This is a genomic window from Lacrimispora sp. (assembly GCF_032078915.1).
Taxonomy (GTDB): domain Bacteria; phylum Bacillota; class Clostridia; order Lachnospirales; family Lachnospiraceae; genus Lacrimispora.
In genome coordinates, this window is the sequence record NZ_DAMAUN010000038.1 from 35,828 (window position 1) to 53,721 (window position 17,894).

18 protein-coding genes and 1 riboswitch are annotated in these 17,894 nt (G+C 46.1%); of the genes, 1 reads left to right on the forward strand and 17 read right to left on the reverse strand.

Annotated elements, in window-relative coordinates; all coding sequences use genetic code 11:
- Positions 1-8 precede the first annotated feature (8 nt).
- Complete coding sequence (locus tag RT269_RS15680) at positions 9-764, reverse strand: exodeoxyribonuclease III (protein WP_313183917.1); 756 nt, start codon at positions 762-764, stop codon at positions 9-11.
- Positions 765-921: 157 nt separating this feature from the next.
- Here RT269_RS15680 and RT269_RS15685 point away from each other — a divergent pair, with 157 nt between their 5' ends.
- Complete coding sequence (locus RT269_RS15685; protein ID WP_313183919.1) at positions 922-1,824, forward strand: ROK family protein; 903 nt, start codon at positions 922-924, stop codon at positions 1,822-1,824.
- Positions 1,825-1,912: 88 nt separating this feature from the next.
- Here the strand turns inward: RT269_RS15685 and RT269_RS15690 are convergent, their stop codons facing one another.
- The 16 genes from RT269_RS15690 to RT269_RS15765 form a co-directional block, all read right to left on the reverse strand.
- Positions 1,913-2,230, reverse strand: a complete 318-nt coding sequence (locus RT269_RS15690; RefSeq protein ID WP_313183920.1) for an energy-coupling factor ABC transporter substrate-binding protein — start codon at positions 2,228-2,230, stop codon at positions 1,913-1,915.
- Between the two features lies 1 nt (position 2,231).
- Positions 2,232-2,981, reverse strand: coding sequence for an energy-coupling factor ABC transporter permease (locus tag RT269_RS15695; protein WP_313183921.1), 750 nt, complete (start codon positions 2,979-2,981; stop codon positions 2,232-2,234).
- 282 nt (positions 2,982-3,263) lie between these two features.
- Positions 3,264-3,449, reverse strand: a riboswitch (cobalamin riboswitch).
- A 26-nt stretch (positions 3,450-3,475) separates the two neighbouring features.
- On the reverse strand, positions 3,476-4,312 hold the full coding sequence (locus RT269_RS15700) for an energy-coupling factor ABC transporter ATP-binding protein (protein WP_313183922.1): 837 nt from the start codon (positions 4,310-4,312) through the stop codon (positions 3,476-3,478).
- Positions 4,313-4,355: 43 nt separating this feature from the next.
- A complete protein-coding gene (gene cbiQ / locus RT269_RS15705) occupies positions 4,356-5,129 on the reverse strand; it encodes a cobalt ECF transporter T component CbiQ (RefSeq protein ID WP_313183923.1) in 774 nt (257 codons plus the stop codon).
- 234 nt (positions 5,130-5,363) lie between these two features.
- Positions 5,364-7,004 carry an ABC-F family ATP-binding cassette domain-containing protein gene (locus RT269_RS15710; RefSeq protein WP_313183925.1) on the reverse strand — a complete coding sequence of 547 codons (1,641 nt, stop codon included), beginning with the start codon at positions 7,002-7,004 and terminating at the stop codon, positions 5,364-5,366.
- Positions 7,005-7,223: 219 nt separating this feature from the next.
- Positions 7,224-7,871 carry a hypothetical protein gene (locus tag RT269_RS15715; protein WP_313183927.1) on the reverse strand — a complete coding sequence of 216 codons (648 nt, stop codon included), beginning with the start codon at positions 7,869-7,871 and terminating at the stop codon, positions 7,224-7,226.
- 443 nt (positions 7,872-8,314) lie between these two features.
- Positions 8,315-8,866: a DUF3877 family protein gene (locus RT269_RS15720; RefSeq protein ID WP_313183929.1), complete on the reverse strand. Its 552-nt coding sequence runs from the start codon at positions 8,864-8,866 to the stop codon at positions 8,315-8,317.
- Between the two features lie 466 nt (positions 8,867-9,332).
- Positions 9,333-10,094 carry an amino acid ABC transporter ATP-binding protein gene (locus RT269_RS15725; protein ID WP_313183931.1) on the reverse strand — a complete coding sequence of 254 codons (762 nt, stop codon included), beginning with the start codon at positions 10,092-10,094 and terminating at the stop codon, positions 9,333-9,335.
- A 12-nt stretch (positions 10,095-10,106) separates the two neighbouring features.
- Complete coding sequence (locus tag RT269_RS15730; protein WP_313183932.1) at positions 10,107-10,757, reverse strand: amino acid ABC transporter permease; 651 nt, start codon at positions 10,755-10,757, stop codon at positions 10,107-10,109.
- Between the two features lie 173 nt (positions 10,758-10,930).
- Positions 10,931-11,773, reverse strand: coding sequence for an amino acid ABC transporter substrate-binding protein (locus tag RT269_RS15735; protein WP_313183934.1), 843 nt, complete (start codon positions 11,771-11,773; stop codon positions 10,931-10,933).
- Between the two features lie 90 nt (positions 11,774-11,863).
- Positions 11,864-13,471, reverse strand: a complete 1,608-nt coding sequence (locus RT269_RS15740; protein ID WP_313183936.1) for a hypothetical protein — start codon at positions 13,469-13,471, stop codon at positions 11,864-11,866.
- 33 nt (positions 13,472-13,504) lie between these two features.
- Complete coding sequence (locus RT269_RS15745; RefSeq protein ID WP_313183937.1) at positions 13,505-14,794, reverse strand: dihydroorotase; 1,290 nt, start codon at positions 14,792-14,794, stop codon at positions 13,505-13,507.
- 22 nt (positions 14,795-14,816) lie between these two features.
- Positions 14,817-15,272 carry a threonine/serine exporter family protein gene (locus RT269_RS15750; protein WP_313183939.1) on the reverse strand — a complete coding sequence of 152 codons (456 nt, stop codon included), beginning with the start codon at positions 15,270-15,272 and terminating at the stop codon, positions 14,817-14,819.
- Positions 15,269-16,081 carry a threonine/serine ThrE exporter family protein gene (locus RT269_RS15755; protein ID WP_313183941.1) on the reverse strand — a complete coding sequence of 271 codons (813 nt, stop codon included), beginning with the start codon at positions 16,079-16,081 and terminating at the stop codon, positions 15,269-15,271. The genes RT269_RS15750 and RT269_RS15755 overlap by 4 nt, the downstream gene beginning before the upstream one ends.
- Positions 16,082-16,094: 13 nt before the next feature.
- Positions 16,095-16,841 (reverse strand): MBL fold metallo-hydrolase, encoded by a 747-nt coding sequence (locus RT269_RS15760; protein ID WP_313183942.1) that lies wholly within the window; start codon positions 16,839-16,841, stop codon positions 16,095-16,097.
- Between the two features lie 275 nt (positions 16,842-17,116).
- A partial coding sequence (locus RT269_RS15765; RefSeq protein WP_313183944.1) for an S-layer homology domain-containing protein occupies positions 17,117-17,894 on the reverse strand: 778 nt, incomplete at its 5' end.

The window sequence follows — 17,894 nt, forward strand, 5'->3', positions numbered from 1 at the left end:
GGTACTCTCTAACGGATCACAAGCTCCACAGGGCAGTGGTCGGAGCCTAAGACCTGGGTATGGATGTCCGCGCTTAAAAGCCTGTCCTCTAAGCTTTCAGAAACGCAGAAATAGTCAATGCGCCAGCCTGCATTTTTCTGCCTGGCGCTAAACCGGTAAGACCACCAGGAGTATACGCCTTCCAGCTCCGGATAGAAATAACGGTATGTGTCAATAAAACCATTTTTCAAAAGGAAGGTAAACTTCTCCCTTTCTTCATCGGTAAAGCCTGCATTTTTCCGGTTGGTTTTCGGATTCTTTAAATCAATTTCCTTATGAGCCACATTTAAGTCTCCGCAGAAAATCACCGGCTTTTTCTCCTCCAGCTTCTTTAAATAGGAAAAGAAAGCATCCTCCCATGTCATACGGTAAGGCAGACGAGCCAGCTCATTCTGGGAATTGGGGGTATAGCAGGTAACTACATAGTATTCCGGATATTCAACTGCGATCACCCGGCCCTCCCTGTCATGCTCCTCTACATCGATTCCATAAGCCACTGACAAAGGCATCTCCTTTGTAAATATGGCAGTCCCTGAATAGCCTTTCTTTTCCGCATAATTCCAGTACTGATAATATCCGGGAAGATCAAGCTCGATCTGTCCCTCCTGGAGTTTGCTTTCCTGGATACAAAATACATCCGCATCCACCTCATTAAAATAATCCAAAAAGCCCTTGTCCACGCAGGCGCGAAGGCCGTTTACATTCCAAGAAATCATTTTTTTCATTGTTTTTCACCTCTTATAAAAGATAGGAATAGTATATCATTTTCCCGTTGACGAATCCACTTCTTTTGAGATATTCTAATAATAATGAAAGGAAAGGCGTTTCCATCGTATTCGTTTCACAGAATATAAGAATAATCAGTGAGCTAAGGAGAGGGATATGGAATATTGTTTAGGGATTGACATAGGCGGAACATTTATTAAATATGCATTAGCAGATGAAACGTATCATATTGTTGACCGGTGGAAAGCTAAGACCAAAAAGTTTGACAACATACATGAGTTTTATGATTACATATGTTCAAATATCAAAGACCTCGACTCAATAAAAAATATAGGAGTAAGCGCTCCAGGGCTCATTGATGAAAATTCCAATGTAAAATCTTATGCTGCGGCAAATGTATGTATTATGAAGGAAAGCAATGTTAATTGTGAAATAGGAAAAAGGACAAATAAGAAGGTGGCAACAATCAACGACGCCAAAGCCGCCGGCCTTTGTGAACTTAAAATGGGAAATGCAAAAGGGAGCCGCTCTTCTGCATTTTTGATCATCGGAACAGGCACCGGTGGGTGCTTATGTGATGAGAAAGGGGTTATATATGGTAAGGATGGCTATGCAGGAGAATTCCACCACCTGCCATTCATGAATTTTAAAACTGAAGCCCTTGACTGTCAAGGGGATTATTGCTCCATGACAGCTCTGATTAAAATATATAACAGTAAGTTAACGAAAGAAGATAAGGCTGTATATGGAAACGAAGTATGTGATAAATATTTAAATGGGGACAGAACCGCCATAGAAACAGTTGATGAATGGATCAATAATATTTCCATTCAATTGCTGACAATCGCTGTATTTTATAATCCGGAAATCATATGCATCGGCGGAGGGATATCAGAAGAAGCCTGGTTTATTGAAGCTGTCAGAGAAAAGTTTCAGAGCACATGCAAGAGCTATTTTAAGGGTGAGGAATTTATAACAACTAAAATTGATAAATGCAGCTATAACAATGATTCTAATATATTAGGCGCAATCATTCATGTAAATGAAATGCTTATATAACATTGTAATTTGAGGGTGTCTTAAAGGTGTTTTACCTCTAAGACACCCTCTATCAGGTTCTTATCCTATAAATTCTTATCCTATTTCATTATTTCCCTTTTTCCTGCCACTTCTTCCGTTCCACGAACCGTCCCATGAAAAAGGCCAGAATTCCTACACCGATACCGGTCTGGATACAAAAGAGCAGGCTTTCCACTTCTCCGGGAAGCTCCCCGTCAATGAAGGTTTCCATGACCGGTGTAAACCATGGCTCATATTCCGTTCCCTGGATCTCTGATATCATCTGGCTTCCTGCATCATCAGAACCGCCGAATTCGGCTCCCTTTAAGGCAAAGAGGGGAACCGCTGCAATCAGGAAAGCTAAAATCAGGAGAGTTGCTACGATCGTTTTGTTTTTACTGGTCATATTACTGAACCTCCTTTGAAAATCCAATTGCCTTCAGTTCCGGAAGGGCATACGTTTCAAGGGTGATGATGATCACTGTGGTGAAGATTCCCTCAATGATTGCAAGGGGAAGCTGAGTCGGTGCAAATACCCCTAAAAACTTAACGGCAGAAGCAAAGACGCCGCCTGTTTCCGAAGGATAAGCCAGTGCAAGCTGAATGGCGGTCACACAATATGTAAACAAATCACCGATCATCGCTGCCAGGAAAATGCTGACCAGTTTATTTACCTTCAGCATTTTTAATAATTTATAAATTCCAAAAGACACGAACGGTCCTGCAATTGCCATGGAAAAGGTATTGGCGCCCAGCGTCGTAAGACCGCCGTGGGCCAGTAATATGGCCTGGAATATCAGCACGATCATTCCCAGAATGCTGACCGCGGACGGCCCGAATAAAAGTGCTCCAAGGCCGGTTCCTGTCATATGGGAACAGCTTCCGGTTACGGACGGGATCTTTAAAGATGATATGACAAAAATAAAGGCTCCCGACATGGCCAGTATGGTGATGGATTTCCTGTTCTCTTTCAGCTTCTTCCTGATGGAGAAAAATCCCGCTGCCAGAAATGGCACGCAAATGGCCCCCCAGGCGATACAGTATCCAACCGGCAGATACCCCTCCATAATGTGCATTCCATAAGCGCTTGGAACAATTCCAAAGGCCAGAGCAAATGCAACGACAAGTTTCATGACTCTTTTTTCTTTCTTACTCATTTTCATTCTCCTTTCCGTTTTCCCACACAGCGTTCTGGGTAGGTCCCACCCCGCTTTATCGGATGTAAAGGTATACCCAAAGGGTATTCCAATAAAATAAGCACCAAATTCCGATGATTCCCACTCATCAGACCGGCGCTCACAGGGTAAATCTTTATACAACAAAAAGACTTCCCGGCATCTGATCATCGCTCGTAACCAGATGCGTCGCAGGCATAATTTACTAAATGAAGGCGTAGCCTGAATTTAGTAAATTAGCCGTTCGATGAGCCAAAGGCGAATCGAACTTCCTTATGAAAGGCAGGTCTTCTGACTCGTGTATCTTCACAGCAGCTCCTCTTCCCGGTTTCCCAGTGATTTCTTGAGCCCTGCTCCACACTTACAGCGGCGGGACCGTAAGGGATTTACACCCTTTTCCCTATTATCCTGCGGAGAATTTTCACAGGCACCTTTCACATGATACGTTAGTATTGTAGCTGTTTATTACATTTCTGTCAATTTCTTTGTGTTTGCAAGAGCATTTCCAGTTCTCCGGCATCTCTGGGAGAGCCCCCGCCTTCTTCTAAAATGCGGTGCTTCACCAGGCTGTTATAAACCTCCAAAAGAATCGGCCTTTTTAAATTGGCCTGATGTAATACTTCATCATCCCCGAACACTTCCCTCACCGGACCGTCTGCTATGATGCGCCCCCCGGCAAAAATCACTGCGCGGTCTGCAAAACGGTAGGCGAAATCCACATCATGGGTTGAAATCAAAAGAGTTTTCCCCATTTCATTCATCTTATCCAGAACACCCTCTAACATTTCCACATTGACCGGATCCAGAGAGGCCGTAGGCTCATCAAATATGACCACCTCGGATTCCATGGCAATGATGTCCGCTATGCTGACACGCTTTTTCTCTCCCCCGCTTAAATAGTGGGGCGGCCGGTCCCTCATCGACCCTAAATTCATGTATTCCAGGGCATCCTCCACCCGTTTCTTCACTTCCTCTCTTGGAAGCTTTAAATTCATAGGGCCAAAAGACACCTCCGCAAACACGGTGGAAGCGATGATCTGATTGTCTGCATCCTGAAAGACGATCCCTACATTTTTTCTCAGCTCATTTAAATCCTTTTTCCCAATCTCTTTCCCACGGTAAAGAATCCTTCCGGAATCCGGGCGGTATACCCCGTTTAAATTGAGAAAGCAGGTGGATTTTCCTGCACCGTTAGAACCGAGAATCACGAGTTTCTCTCCCTTTCTCACGGTAATATTGATATCCATTAATACCTGCTTGTCCTGTCCATATGAATAGCACAGGTTTTCTGCCTGCAAAAGTATTTCCTCCATCTTCCCTCACCTCCTTCTTTGCTGTTTCTGTCCCATCAGCCGGTTAAGCCAGCAGACGCACCCATAACAGGACCATAAAATAACCGGCTGCCACCCAAAGCTGCCACCCTTTCACCCTTTTTTCCTCCTCCAGAAACAAAAGCTCTCCGTCATAGCAGCGGGCGGTCAGTGCATCATAATAGGTATTGGCCTTTTTTAAGGAAACCACGAACAGATTTCCGGCCGTGTTTCCAAAGGAGCGGCAGGAAGTCTTAAAATCGCAGTAACCCAGCCTTGACTCGGCGGCCTGCTTCATGAAGCATTGGGTATCCATCATTACGAAGATAAACCGGTAAATCATGTTCATCAGTTCCAGAATTAATTTGGGAACATGAAGCCTTCGGAACACACAGATGATCTCGCTTGCCGGAGTGGAAAGCACCAGCATATACATGGCACTTAAAGCAGCAAGCGCCTTTAAAATCAGTCCTAAAGCCAGTTCCGGTCCGCCTTCTGTCAGATACAGGGAAACTCCCTGAACAGAAACAAGCACCCGTCCATGTGGTACCGATGATATGTCGATGACAATGGCTGCTGTCCCCAAAAAGAGAAATGCAAGAGGGATCTTAAGAAGGGACAAATAACTTTTCCAGGGAACCCCGCCTGCCAGTATGGTGATAGCGGACATAATGAAAAGCACCAGTACCGACACCTTCCTGTCATTGGCTCCGATACAAAAGAGCAGGGAAGCTGCCGCTGTCACCGCCTTAAACTGGGGGTTCCAGCCTCTCATACGGGAGGCATAGGCATAATAATCTATGGTATCAATCGTTCTCACCTCCTTTCCATATTCCTGCCCATGCTTTTTGGGCAGGGCACACCCCGTTTTACCGGGTGTAAAGGGATACCCGAAGGGTGTTTCTTGTTTGATTATACGTCATAAGAAAAAAATGCGCAATAATTCCCGAAAAACCGGTAAGTGCCGTTATATCCGCGTGAAACAAAAAACAGACGCTGAAGTTCCGGCCTGATACTCCTTTTGCCAGAACTGCGGCGTCTGCCTGAATATTTATTATTCGTTTTCCTCGACTTGTTCTTCTGATAAGGTAAATACCTGTCTCTTACGAGCCATTTCATCACTTGCCAGATACTCGTCATAAGTGGTGATCTTATCGATCAGCTGTCCGTTTACGATCTCCATAATACGGTTAGCCGTTGTCTCAACGATCTGGTGGTCACGGGAGGAAAAAATCAGAACTCCCTGGAATTTTACCAGACCATTATTGAGTGCCGTGATAGACTCCATATCCAAATGGTCCGTAGGCTCGTCAAGCAACAGCACGTTAGCGCCGGAAATCATCAGCTTGGAAAGCATGCAGCGCACCTTTTCTCCACCGGACAAAACCCGTACCTTTTTTACGCCATCTTCTCCGGCAAACAGCATACGGCCAAGGAATCCGCGCACATAAGTGGCTTCCTTTTCCGGAGAATACTGAGTCAGCCAGTCAACGATAGTGTCATCGTTAGCAAACTCCGCTGTGTTGTCCTTAGGGAAATAGCACTGGCTGGTGGTAAGGCCCCATTTGTAATCGCCCTCATCAGGCTCCATTTCCCCTGCAAGTATCTTGAAGAGAATGGTCTTTGCCATCTCATTGGGTCCCACCAGAGCCACCTTATCCTCACGGGTTAAGGTAAAGGAGATATTGTCTAAAATCTTTACTCCGTCAATGGTCTTTGATAAATTATTAACACTTAAAACCTCATTGCCGATTTCACGGGCCGGGCGGAAATCAATGTATGGATATTTCCGGCTGGATGGTTTGATGTCATCCAGTTCGATTTTCTCCAACGCACGCTTTCTGGAAGTCGCCTGCTTGGATTTGGAAGCATTGGCGGAGAAACGCTGGATAAATTCCTGCAGCTCCTTGATCTTTTCTTCCTTTTTCCGGTTGGCTTCCTTCATCTGCTTTACCATCAGCTGGCTGGACTCATACCAGAAGTCGTAGTTACCTGCATAAAGCTGGATTTTACTGTAATCAATATCTGCGATATGGGTGCAGACTTTATTTAAGAAGTAACGGTCATGGGAAACCACGATTACCGTATTTTCAAAGTTAATAAGGAATTCTTCAAGCCATGCAATGGCATCCAGATCCAAATGGTTGGTAGGCTCGTCAAGAAGCAGGATGTCCGGGTTTCCGAACAGAGCCTGGGCAAGAAGCACCTTAACCTTTTCAGCACCATTTAATTCGCTCATATATCTGTAGTGAAGATCTGTATCGATTCCCAGGCCGTTTAAGAGGTTCGCCGCATCGGATTCTGCCTCCCAGCCGTTCATGGTAGCGAATTCACCTTCTAAGTCCGCTGCCCTAATACCGTCTTCATCGCTGAAATCTTCTTTCATGTAGATGGCATCTTTTTCTTTCATGATCTCATAAAGCCTGGTATTTCCCATAATAACGGTGTCAAGCACCTGGAAGCCATCATATTTAAAGTGGTCCTGTTTTAAGAAGGAAAGTCTCTGTCCCGGCGTTATGACGATATCGCCGTTAGTCGGCTCCAACTCACCGGAAAGAATTTTAAGGAAAGTGGACTTTCCCGCGCCATTGGCGCCAATCATCCCGTAGCAGTTGCCTTCAGTAAACTTAATGTTCACCTCTTCAAACAATGCTTTTTTCCCGAGTCTTAATGTTACGTTATGTGCACTGATCATCTTAAATTCCCTTTCTGCAATCTGGTTATCGTTCGCTAGCCAAAATCATCAAAATAGGGGTCCATTGGCCCCTTCTTCTGTCATCTCTATTATTGTACATGAAAATCCCGAATTTGCAAGCTTTTTATCTTGGAAAAAGAAGTTCATTACGCCTCCGGCTTATGAAATGCTTGTCTCCATGGAATAAATTATGCCTGCATATTCGGGATTTTAATCATTTTACTTTGCGGCTTCCACCCTTAAGGGAAAGTTGGATTTGCTTCCTGCGTCATAGTCAACGGTCACATAGGTCACCTTTATCATGGCCCCGCTTCCATTGCTGTCATCAGTGGCGGTCCCGAGCACATCCGTGTCCAGACCCTCGCAGTTGTCCTTGATAAAACCTATCTCTTCGCCGGATTCCGTCTTAATGGTAAAGGTGCTCATGGCCTGGTCCATAACGCTTCCGGTCACTTCCTGCACCTTCATGTTCTCCTGCCCGTCCAATACCAGGACAGGCTTGGCATTCGAGGCATCCGAACCGGAAATTTCCCCTTTATAGATAACGGAAACTGACACCTCCGGCTCCAGCGCGTAGGAGGTCTCCACCACCGTACCGCTTAAGTCAAAGGACATTTCCTTGCCGTCGTTTACCACGGTCATGCTTTCTAAGTTGTCCCCAACCTTTTTGACCGTGCCGGCCAATATCTTAAATTCTGCCCCATTGCCCGGCGCTTCCTGGCTTACCTCTCCCGCACTCTCAGAGCTGGGGGCCGTACTTTCCGTTACCGTATTTGCCACACTTTCTGTATTCTTTGTAGATTTTCCACAGGCCGTAAATAAAACTGCCGCACAAACAGCGACTGCCATAATCCATGTTTTTTTCATAAGCATCCTCTTCTTTCTTTCCTAAATCACCTATGATTCCACATTTAGTATATCATCCGATTGTGAAAATTCTTTATCTTTTTCCTTAATTATTTAACAAATTTCCTAAAATTGGTAATTTAGGGGCGGAATACTTAGCAGTATGTGTACCTCATCTGGCATGATATGTCCCTATGTCATTTCTGCACCTTTATAGTTACACAACTACTTTAATGTATCACGGAGGATTTCTAATCGTATGTACAAGTCTATTGCTCTCGTTTGCCATTAAAATCACTTTTTTCTATTTCACACACTTCGCGGATTCAACAGGATCAGGCCCCATATTATAAGAGGTAGGGATATGGCATCCCTACCTCTTCTCAGTCACTTATTTATATAAATACAATCTGCTGGAATTAACACAAACGAGCTATCTAAATGCAGCCTAATTAAGTATCAATCTAAAATCCAAAACTCTCATAATCTGCTTCAGTGAATCTATGATAGATAATATGACAACCCTCAAACTTTACACAATACCGGTAAGCGTCCGGTATACCATCTTTAAAGTATATTAAATAATCAAATTCACCATTGTTCATTTTTTCACAGACAACCTTGTTGGAATACTTATGAAATATTTTCAACAGTTCATCCAGCGAGCAATCATGTGCACTGATTTTTTCAATAAAATCTTTTAAAAAATAATTTTCCCCAATGTCTTCATGAACGTAGTCAACTCCTTCCGGGGGAATAATAAAGCAAAACCTTGTCTCTAAATTGGAGTACTCTACAATTCCTAACCGTTCCTTCACAAATTCACAAAACTGGTCTAATACTTTACGTAATTCTATAACAGTGTAAGATTCGCCTAATAGATTACAAATTGATTCTATTGGATAATATAATCTTATGGTTTCACTTCTATAACCGATTTTAATCTGTTCTTCCTTTATAACTTCAATAATATTATCTTCTAACTCTTTAAAGGCTGATTGATGCTGAAACTGCATATCGTTCCTCCTCATACTAAATTTTATCGAATTAATCTGATTCGTAAATGTTATAAGTAATAGGCAAAGGCTAAAACCACAAGTTTTTATGCTTGTGGCTTATTATATTGAAAAAATGATATAAAAGTAATGTTATATTAGCACAATAAAATTTATCATGCAAATAGAAAAAATACTCGCCCAGCCAGATTTCGATATTATAGTACTTGTCTTGTTCTTTTGTCACCGGTTTAAATTTCAGCTGGTATGTGCGCTCCACTGCTATCCGTTTTGTACATTGCACATTCCAACGGGTGCCTGGCCCTGGGCTCAAAGTAAAACTCTTTGCAGCAATTACCTGCCAGCCGGTTTACAATGCAGTCAAAGTAATACCCCTGAAACATGCATAAGCAAAGGGTTTCAGGGGCTTAATAAAAATATTTATTTCTTGATTTTTCCAAATTCTATCGTTGAATACTGCTTTTCTTCACCCTTCGCCATACCTTCCAAGAAAGCTCTGGGTCCGCACATTGCTGGAGGAAAATACCTCTTCCGGAGTTCCCTCCTCTACGATCACGCCGTCAGCCATAAAGATGATCCTGTCTGAGATATCCCTGGCAAAGGCCATCTCATGAGTCACAATGACCATGGTGATATGCATATCCGCAAGGGATTTAATGACCTTTAATACCTCTCCCGTAAGCTCCGGATCCAGAGCGGAAGTCGGTTCATCAAAAAACAGGATCCTGGGATTTAGGGCCAGTGCCCTTGCTATGGCTACCCGCTGGCACTGCCCTCCGGAAAGCTGGCAGGGATATGCTTCTGCCTTATCCTCCAGTCCCATCTTCTTAAGAAGCTTCATAGCCTCGGAAAAAACCTCTTCCTTATCCCGTTTCTGTACATGAACCGGCGCATCGGTAATGTTTTTTAAAACCGTCATATGGGGAAATAAGTGAAAGTTCTGGAATACCAGGCCGTAATTCTTCTGTATTTCCTTTCGTCTTTCCCCTTTGGCATAGATGGCCTTTCCATCTGGCCCGTTCCATGCGGCCTTTTCTCCCAGATAATTAAGTTCTCCCCCATCCATCTCTTCCAGCATGGTAGCGCACCGAAGCAGGGTGGATTTTCCCGAACCGGATGGACCGATGATGGAAACGATCTCGCCTTCCTTTACCGACAGGGAAATATCCCGAAGCACGCCCTGGCCATCAAACGCTTTTTTTACATGGTTCATTTCCAGTAAGTACATCTTTTCTTCCTCCTATTGATAATAGTTCATCCGCTTTTCTATGTATTCCATCCCGATTGCCACGATAAGGTTAAAGATATAATAAAACAGGCCTGCTGCCACAAAAGGAATAAGGCTTGTCTGGGACGAGGCCAGGGCCTTCGCAGTTGCAAACATCTCTAATACGCTGATGGAAAAAGCCAGAGAGGTGTCTTTGACCAGGGTAATGACCTCATTGGTCACAGACGGCAGGATCCGCTTCACCACCTGGGGAAAGATAATACGGAAAAAGGTCTGGGTCTTTGTATAGCCTAAAAGCTTTGCCGCTTCATACTGCCCTACCGGCATGGATTGGATCCCGCTCCGGTATATTTCCGCAAAATACGCTGCGTAGTTGATGACAAAGCCAATAAATGCGGCCCAGAGACGGTACCCGTTCCCAACCTTTATGCCGAATAAATAGTAGGGTCCGAAATACACCACCATCAGCTGCAGCATCAATGGAGTTCCCCTCATGACTGAAATATAGAATTTAACAATGGCCTGTATGACAGGGTTTTTAGACATCCTTCCAAAGGATACCAAAAGTCCCAGGGGCAGAGAAAAGACCAGCGTCACTACAAATATCTGGATGCTGACCCACATTCCCCCTGCCAATTGTAAGAATATCTTCGTTAAAGCCATGATTTCTCCTCCATGTTCTAAAAAATAGGGTCCGGCCCATGGCTGTGGAACCGGAACCCATTATAAAATCTTTATTTCTGCAGGCAATGAGCCAGGTGCAGGAATGCTTGCATTCTACATCCGGCTAATGCAGTAAGGGCCAAATACTTCCTGGCATTTTACAAAGTATCTGATTATTTAACTGTGGTTACATCCTTGCCAAACCATTTTTCTGAGATCGTTTCAAGAGTTCCGTCAGCTGCCATGGCCTCTAACTGTTCCTGGACCTGATCCCGTAAGGCGTCATTGCCTTTCTTAAATCCAACGCCGTATTCTTCAGCAGCAAGGGCCTCATCCAGTATAATAAAATCCGCCTTCCTCTGCTCGATCTGGTATCCTGCCACAATCACATCCATTGCAATGGCATCTACGGCTCCCATCTCCAGGTCCATAAATGCGGTGTTGTAATCCGGCGTTGTCTGAAGGGTTCCAAAGGTTTCGGCCAGCTTTCCATCCGCCTGCAGTGCCTTTTCCGCGGAGGAATCCGCCTGAACCTCAATGATCTTTCCTGATAAGTCAGCTAAGGTCTTAATGCCGGAGTCCTTTCCCACTACAAACACCTGACTGTTTTCCATATAGGGCTTTGTCCAGGTATAGCCGTCTTCACGGCCTGTAATGGTAAAGCCATTCCAGATGCAGTCAATATTTCCTGCTTCCAGCTCCATGTCCTTGGCATCCCAGGCAATGGGCTGGGGAACATATTTCCTGCCAAGGCGGTTTGCCACCTCCTGTGCCAGTTCTAAGTCAAAACCGGTATATTCTCCGTTGTCTCCGACAAAACCCATGGGCGGGAAATCCTGGTCAAATCCAACGGTAAATGTATCAGTGCCTGATTCTGTTTCTTTTCCAGTCTCTTTTGCTGTTGCTGCAGTGGTATCGGAAGACGCAGAAGCCGTAACTCCGCTCTTTTGCCCGGAACAGCCCCCAAGCAGGACCGCCGCTCCTAACACTGCTGCTATTAAAATTCCTTTTTTCATAATTGCATCCTCCTCTTGCTTTTCATGTGTTACCATGGTAGCACAGTAAAGTGCTTCTGTAAAGAAGAAATTTGCAATTATAAATCAGTTTCAAAGAAAGAACAGAAATAAAACCAGGATGAGAATTGCAATCGCAGCTCCCGCCAGGAAGACAGGACTTTTGGTACCTCCCCTTCCTCTGGAAGACAGCTCCGGCTCCGCAAGCATTCCCCAGGGACTTAATTCCAGGATTCCTAAGGGAATCCCGCCTAAATCCTCTCTTCCCATAAAGGACAGAAATTCCTTCCAGTCCCGTTCTACTATTTTCTTACCCTCTTTCCAGTCCTCCCTTGGATCCTTTTTGTCCTTTGTAAAAAAGGATCCGGAATCATCCTTGCCTTCCGGACATTCCTTATCCTTTAAAAACTGCTGATAGGCATGTTTTATCCCCTTATTTGCGGTCTCCCGCAGATCTCTGGTGGTCTGATAAAGGTTCATCATATAATAATAGATTTTATAAGCAGCTCTGGGCTGAAAGGGTATGTTCCTGCCCCCCAGCCTTTTCACGGCGCCCTCCGACTGCTTAAATGCTTCCTGTATGTAGTAATCGATCATTCGGTCAACCGCCTCCCGCAGATCAGCCGCCAGTCCTTTGTTGATTCCGGAATAAGTTCCAAAGGTTTGTGATTTAATCGCCATCAGCGCGGCCAGAAACCCATAAAGCTCCTTGCTTCCTCCTGAAAGCCCGGAGCCCCTTAACAAATTTCCCCTGTGGTTTATGTACCCGGCAAAAGCCTCCGCCGATTCAAGATCCGAAGGAGTATAAACCATATTTCTCCCCATGGAGGAAATGGAGGCCTTGGCACCATATGTCTTACTCCCCGAAAAGCCGCTTCCTTCCAGGGCGGACAGCGGAACCTCCCTTCGCATCCGCCAGGCATACCTGGGATCATTCTTTATCCGTCCCTCCCCGGCAGGCTGATAGATCATTCCCTGCTCTGATTCATTTCCGGATTCATTTACCGGGATTCTAATGCTGCCCGAATTTAATTTAACCGTATCTCCGGCATTCTCCTGCTCCTCAAAAATCCGTTCCAGCTCTCCGCTGCTTAGCGTATTTCCTGTGACGCTGCGGTAAAGCGCAGCCTTTAAGGCCGCCATGGAGCTTTGGGACCCGAAACTCCCAAAGAGGATTTTCACTTCCCCCATGCGTGACTCAAGCACCTTCATAAGGATATCCGATAATACGATTTCCAGTGCAGCAAGCTGATCCTCCTGCACTCCTGCAGTCGTGTTCTCAAGGATTGCCTGCAGCAGATCCTTATAAATCAAGGCAAGATACTCCAGTTCCTCAGGGAAGGGCTTTAAGGCAGACGGACTCCACGACAGAATATCCTCCCATGCCAAATCAGCCTCTTCCTTTCCCCACATTTTATCAAGATCAGAAAGCTCATCAGTGCTTAGCTTATAATAGGCGCTTTCATCAGACAGGGCGGCGGTATCCCGGGCAGATCTTGTTTCCCTCCTGTCTTCCCCTCCTTCCTCACTCCTTTTTTCACGGTTTTCCTCTTCACTCCGGCTCAGTTCTTCCATAAACCGCTCACTGGCCTCGATCCTTCCCTTTATATCAGCTTCCATAACGGCCCGCTGAATGTCCACGGCCGCAGGTTCGCCTTTGGGAGCCGCTGCAGACGGCGGATCCTGTGCCTTTATCTCCATGTTATCACTCCCTTTTGGCTCCTTTCACATCAATCAGTCTTTTTCATCCTGATAAACGATCCGACCGCCGCAGATGGTATATTTCACCTTTCCAAACAATCTTTCTCCTGTAAACGGGGAATTGGAGGACTTGGAGGCATATTCTCCTACTGTCCATTCTTCATTGGGGTCAAAAATCACCAGATCCGCAGCACATTCCTCCTTTATGCAGCCAAAATCCAGCCGGTACAGCTTCGAAGGATTTAAACTCATCTTTTCCATCAGCTCCATCATGGTCAGATGTCCGGGACGGACTAAGTTTGTCACACCAAGTCCCAGCGCGGTTTCAAGCCCGATGATCCCGCTTGGGGCCTCAGTCAGTTCCTTTGACTTTTCCTCGGCACTGTGAGGAGCGTGATCCGTGGCAATGATATCGATACTTCCGTCCTTTAGTCCCTGAATTATGGCTTTACGATCCTCTTCCGTCCGAAGGGGAGGATTCATTTTTGCCAGAGTCCCATGCTTTAATACCGCTTCCTCTGTCAGAGTAAAATGATGGGGCGTTACCTCCGCATACACATGAGCCCCCAGCTCCTTTGCAAGCTTTACCATCTTAACGGATGCGGCGGAGCTGATATGCTGGATATCTACCGCCGCGCCGGTGTGAAGGGCAATCATACAGTCCCGGGCAACCAGACAGTCCTCTGCCAAAGCCGGGGAACCAAAGATTCCAAGCTGCTCGGATACTTTGCCATGGTTGATGCCATTGTTTGCGATAAAAGCAGGGTCTTCCTCGTGAAAGCTCAATGGAACATTAAGCTTTACCGCACGTTCCATCGCTTCCTTTACCAGCTTCTCATCAAGGAGGGGAATCCCGTCATCGGTAAATCCCACCGCCCCCTGGTTTTTTAATTCCTCCATATCCGTCAGTTCCCTGCCAAGAAGTCCCTTTGATACGGCTGCAGCCTGCAGCACATGGATGCCTGTTTTCTTCCCTTCCCTCATCACATACTGAAGGGTTTCCACATTATCCACGGGAGGCCTTGTATTTGCCATACAAACAACCGCTGTAAACCCACCTTTTGCCGCAGCTCTGGCTCCGGTCTGTATATCCTCCTTATAAGTAAGACCAGGATCCCGGAAATGAACATGGACATCCACAAACCCAGGGGCAACGATAAAACCGGAAGCATCGATTACTACATCCTCCTTTGAAACGGGAAGGGCATCCATCTTAAGCTGTTCTCCCATACCGGCGATCTTCCCATCTGCAATGCAGATATCCATAGTTCCTTCCACCTGATTCCCAGGGTCCACTACATGAGCATTTTTAATCCAAATCATCTTCTATTCCTACCTTTCTCTCTTATCTATCGTCCACTTCCTCCTGCTTCTTTGCAGCAAATGTAAAAAATTTCTGGGGCAGCTCAAAAACAAATACAATGCCAAGTACAATGGCAACCGCCACCTTACATGCAAGAAAACCGGTCCGAACAGCCAGCGCCAGTTCATCCGTCACAATATAATAAGCCGTCCAGTATATTCCCGCCCCAGGCACCAGGGGAAAAATACCGGATATTAAAAATATAGTGACAGGACACCGTTCTCTTACAGCAAAAGTCCTGGAAAGAAAAATCACCACAATGGTGGCCGCCAAAGCGGCCGACGGAGCCGTCATCCCATTCATGAGCCCCCCATAGACCAGCCAGCCTGCTCCTCCGATCAGCCCACAGTATGGATAAAACCTGGCGGGAACCCCAAACAAAAGGGAAAAGGCAACCGTACCAACAACCGCAGCGGCGGTTTCCATAAACACACTCATAGAAACACACCTCCCGTCAGCCGGTGGAACAGGCTGAAAACCAGACCAACACCCATAGCTATGCAGAAAAATACCAGCAGTGCATCAATCATCCGGACGGAACCCGAGATATAATCTCCATCTGCAATATCCCGTATGGCATTGGTAAAGGCAACTCCTGGAATCAAGGGCATGATGGAACCCATGATCATAAAATTCAAATTCTCTCCTAAACGAAGCAGATATAGAACTGTACACAAAAAAGTGACCAGGGCTCCTCCCCCGATATTTCCTACGATCTTTGAGAGATGGGGGCTGCTTAGAAAAATCACATATACATATAGAAGAATCCCGGAGCCAAAGGCAGATAAGCTGTCTCTTAGGGTTCCTCCAAACAAATAACAAAAGCAGGCGCTTCCAATGCCGGAGGCAAGGATCTGCATGGTTCTTGGTTTTCCCGGCATGACCCGAATCTGGTCCAGCCGGTGCCTCACATCACCAGGACTTAATAAGCCTGTCTCAATTTCCCTGGATAGCTGGTTTACCGCCGCAACTTGGTCCAAATGGGTTCCGCTCACCGGAATATGCTGGACCTTTGCAAATATTTCCTCTCTTTCATTGCCTGAGGTCGTAAAAATTCCATTGCTAAGAACAAAGGAATTCCCGGACCGGATTCCATAGTGACAGCAGATCCGGTCCATGGTCTCCTCTACCCGGAAGATCTCCGCCCCGTTTTCCAGTAAAATATGCCCTGCCTGCATGGCGGCCTCTAAAATCTCCCTCTGCGCCTCAGGGGTCAGCTCCCCTGGCTGTTCCTTCTCGTTTTCCATAAAAACCTGTCTCCTACCTAATTTCAAAGCATTCCCCGTCTTCATGGATCTCCACGATACGGTCACGGTAAGGCGCGGAAATATCCATGTCCTTTAACCTGCCGATCACAGAAAAATCTCCCCAGAAGTGCATGGGAAATGCATGGATTACCCGGGTCTTTCTCATGAATTCGTCAAAGCCGAGAGAAAAGGCCTTCTCCTGTCTGGGATCAAGCGGGAGAAACGCTGCATCTATGTGCATCTCTGACAGCTTATCCACTTCCCCGGAATACTGCTTTGCCATCCGGTCATTCCAGCTGTCCGGTTCCCCTTCCCATCTCCAGTTGTTTAGATCTCCGGCATGGTAAATGACCTTTCCTTCCGCTTTCACAAGAAACGCAACGCCTTCATCGGTGGAACGGAGGGTCAGAACCTCTGCATCTGCCCTTTCTTCTGCAGGGATGGGTCCTGTGAGATTTCCTTCTGAATTAGAAAAACAGATCCTTTCCCCGGGCTTCATAAAGACCACCTCATCGAGAAGTTCTTTGGGCAGGCGGCTCTTTGGGATATCATCGGAGAGAATGTACCTGGTCTTCTCATGCTCCTTTATAAGCTCCAGAATTTTTTCAGAATAATGATCCCCGTGTCGGTGACTTGCAAAAACAAGCAGAGGTTTCTTATCATTGATTATTGGCAGAGAACCCTCTGTATAATCGAACAGCAGAGTTACTGTCTCAAGCTCCGCCAGAAATGCGCTGTGATGGATATAGGTGATTTTCATTGGAAAAGGCCTCCTGTTTAAGGTTATTTGGAAAAATTATATCACAACTGCTATCACTCTGCATAGCAGGCGAACGCAAAATATATCTTTCCTTCAACCGCTGGCGTGATTGAATCCTGCACTCCTTTGGATATGGTCCCTTGAAATGTACGAACTGCGGCATAACCTCCCTATTTCATGATACAATCAGGGGATCCCGCTTTCGGCACCCACTTGGAGCAGCCATGTGAAAACCGACCGCTTTTCACATGGCTGCTATTTATAATAGGGATTTCCTATTCCTTTCTCGCGCCGTTTTCATCCGCCTCATACTCGTCGATCTTGGTATTCACTGCAAGAGAACCGTCAGCATAGAAGTAATACCACTTGCCGTCGATGTGAAACCACTTGCCAGATACCATATTACCGTAGGTGTCGAAGTAATAGCGCTTGTTGCCGCCGTTCGCGCCCATATCCTGCCAGCCGGTAAGAGCCTTGCTGTCCTTGTAGTAGAGCCACTGTCCGGCGTCGTTTTTCGCCCAACCCTGTGCTGTGGCAGGATCAATTGTCAGCTTGATATAACGGTGGAGCATGGCGGAAAACTCGGCGCGGGTGGCGCTGGCCTTGGGATTGAATTTATTTCCGCTGCCGCCCATCATAATGCCCGCCTGCTGCATAGCCGTTACTGCTGTTTTGCAGGTGCTGCCGATACTGGAAGCGTCCGCATAGGTAGTGGCCTCACGGGTCACAGGCAGCTTGCTGCCGGTAGATTTTGCATAGTTTGCGAAGATGACCGCGATTTCTTCACGGGTGATTCCCCGGTCAGGTGCAAACTGCTGGCTGCCAATACCCTGAATGATACCTTGTTCGTATGCCCATTCGATATAAGGACGGATGGCACTGTCGGCTTTCACATCGGTAAAGCTGTTTGTAGTGTATGCTTTCACATCCACGCCTGCCAGTCTGCCGAGAGCCGTTACCAGCATTCCCCGTGTCATAGCGGTGTCAGGTGCAAAGGCAGTTTCCGAGATGCCGGAGAGAAGTCCTCTGCCGATCACATAATCAATGGCTTCC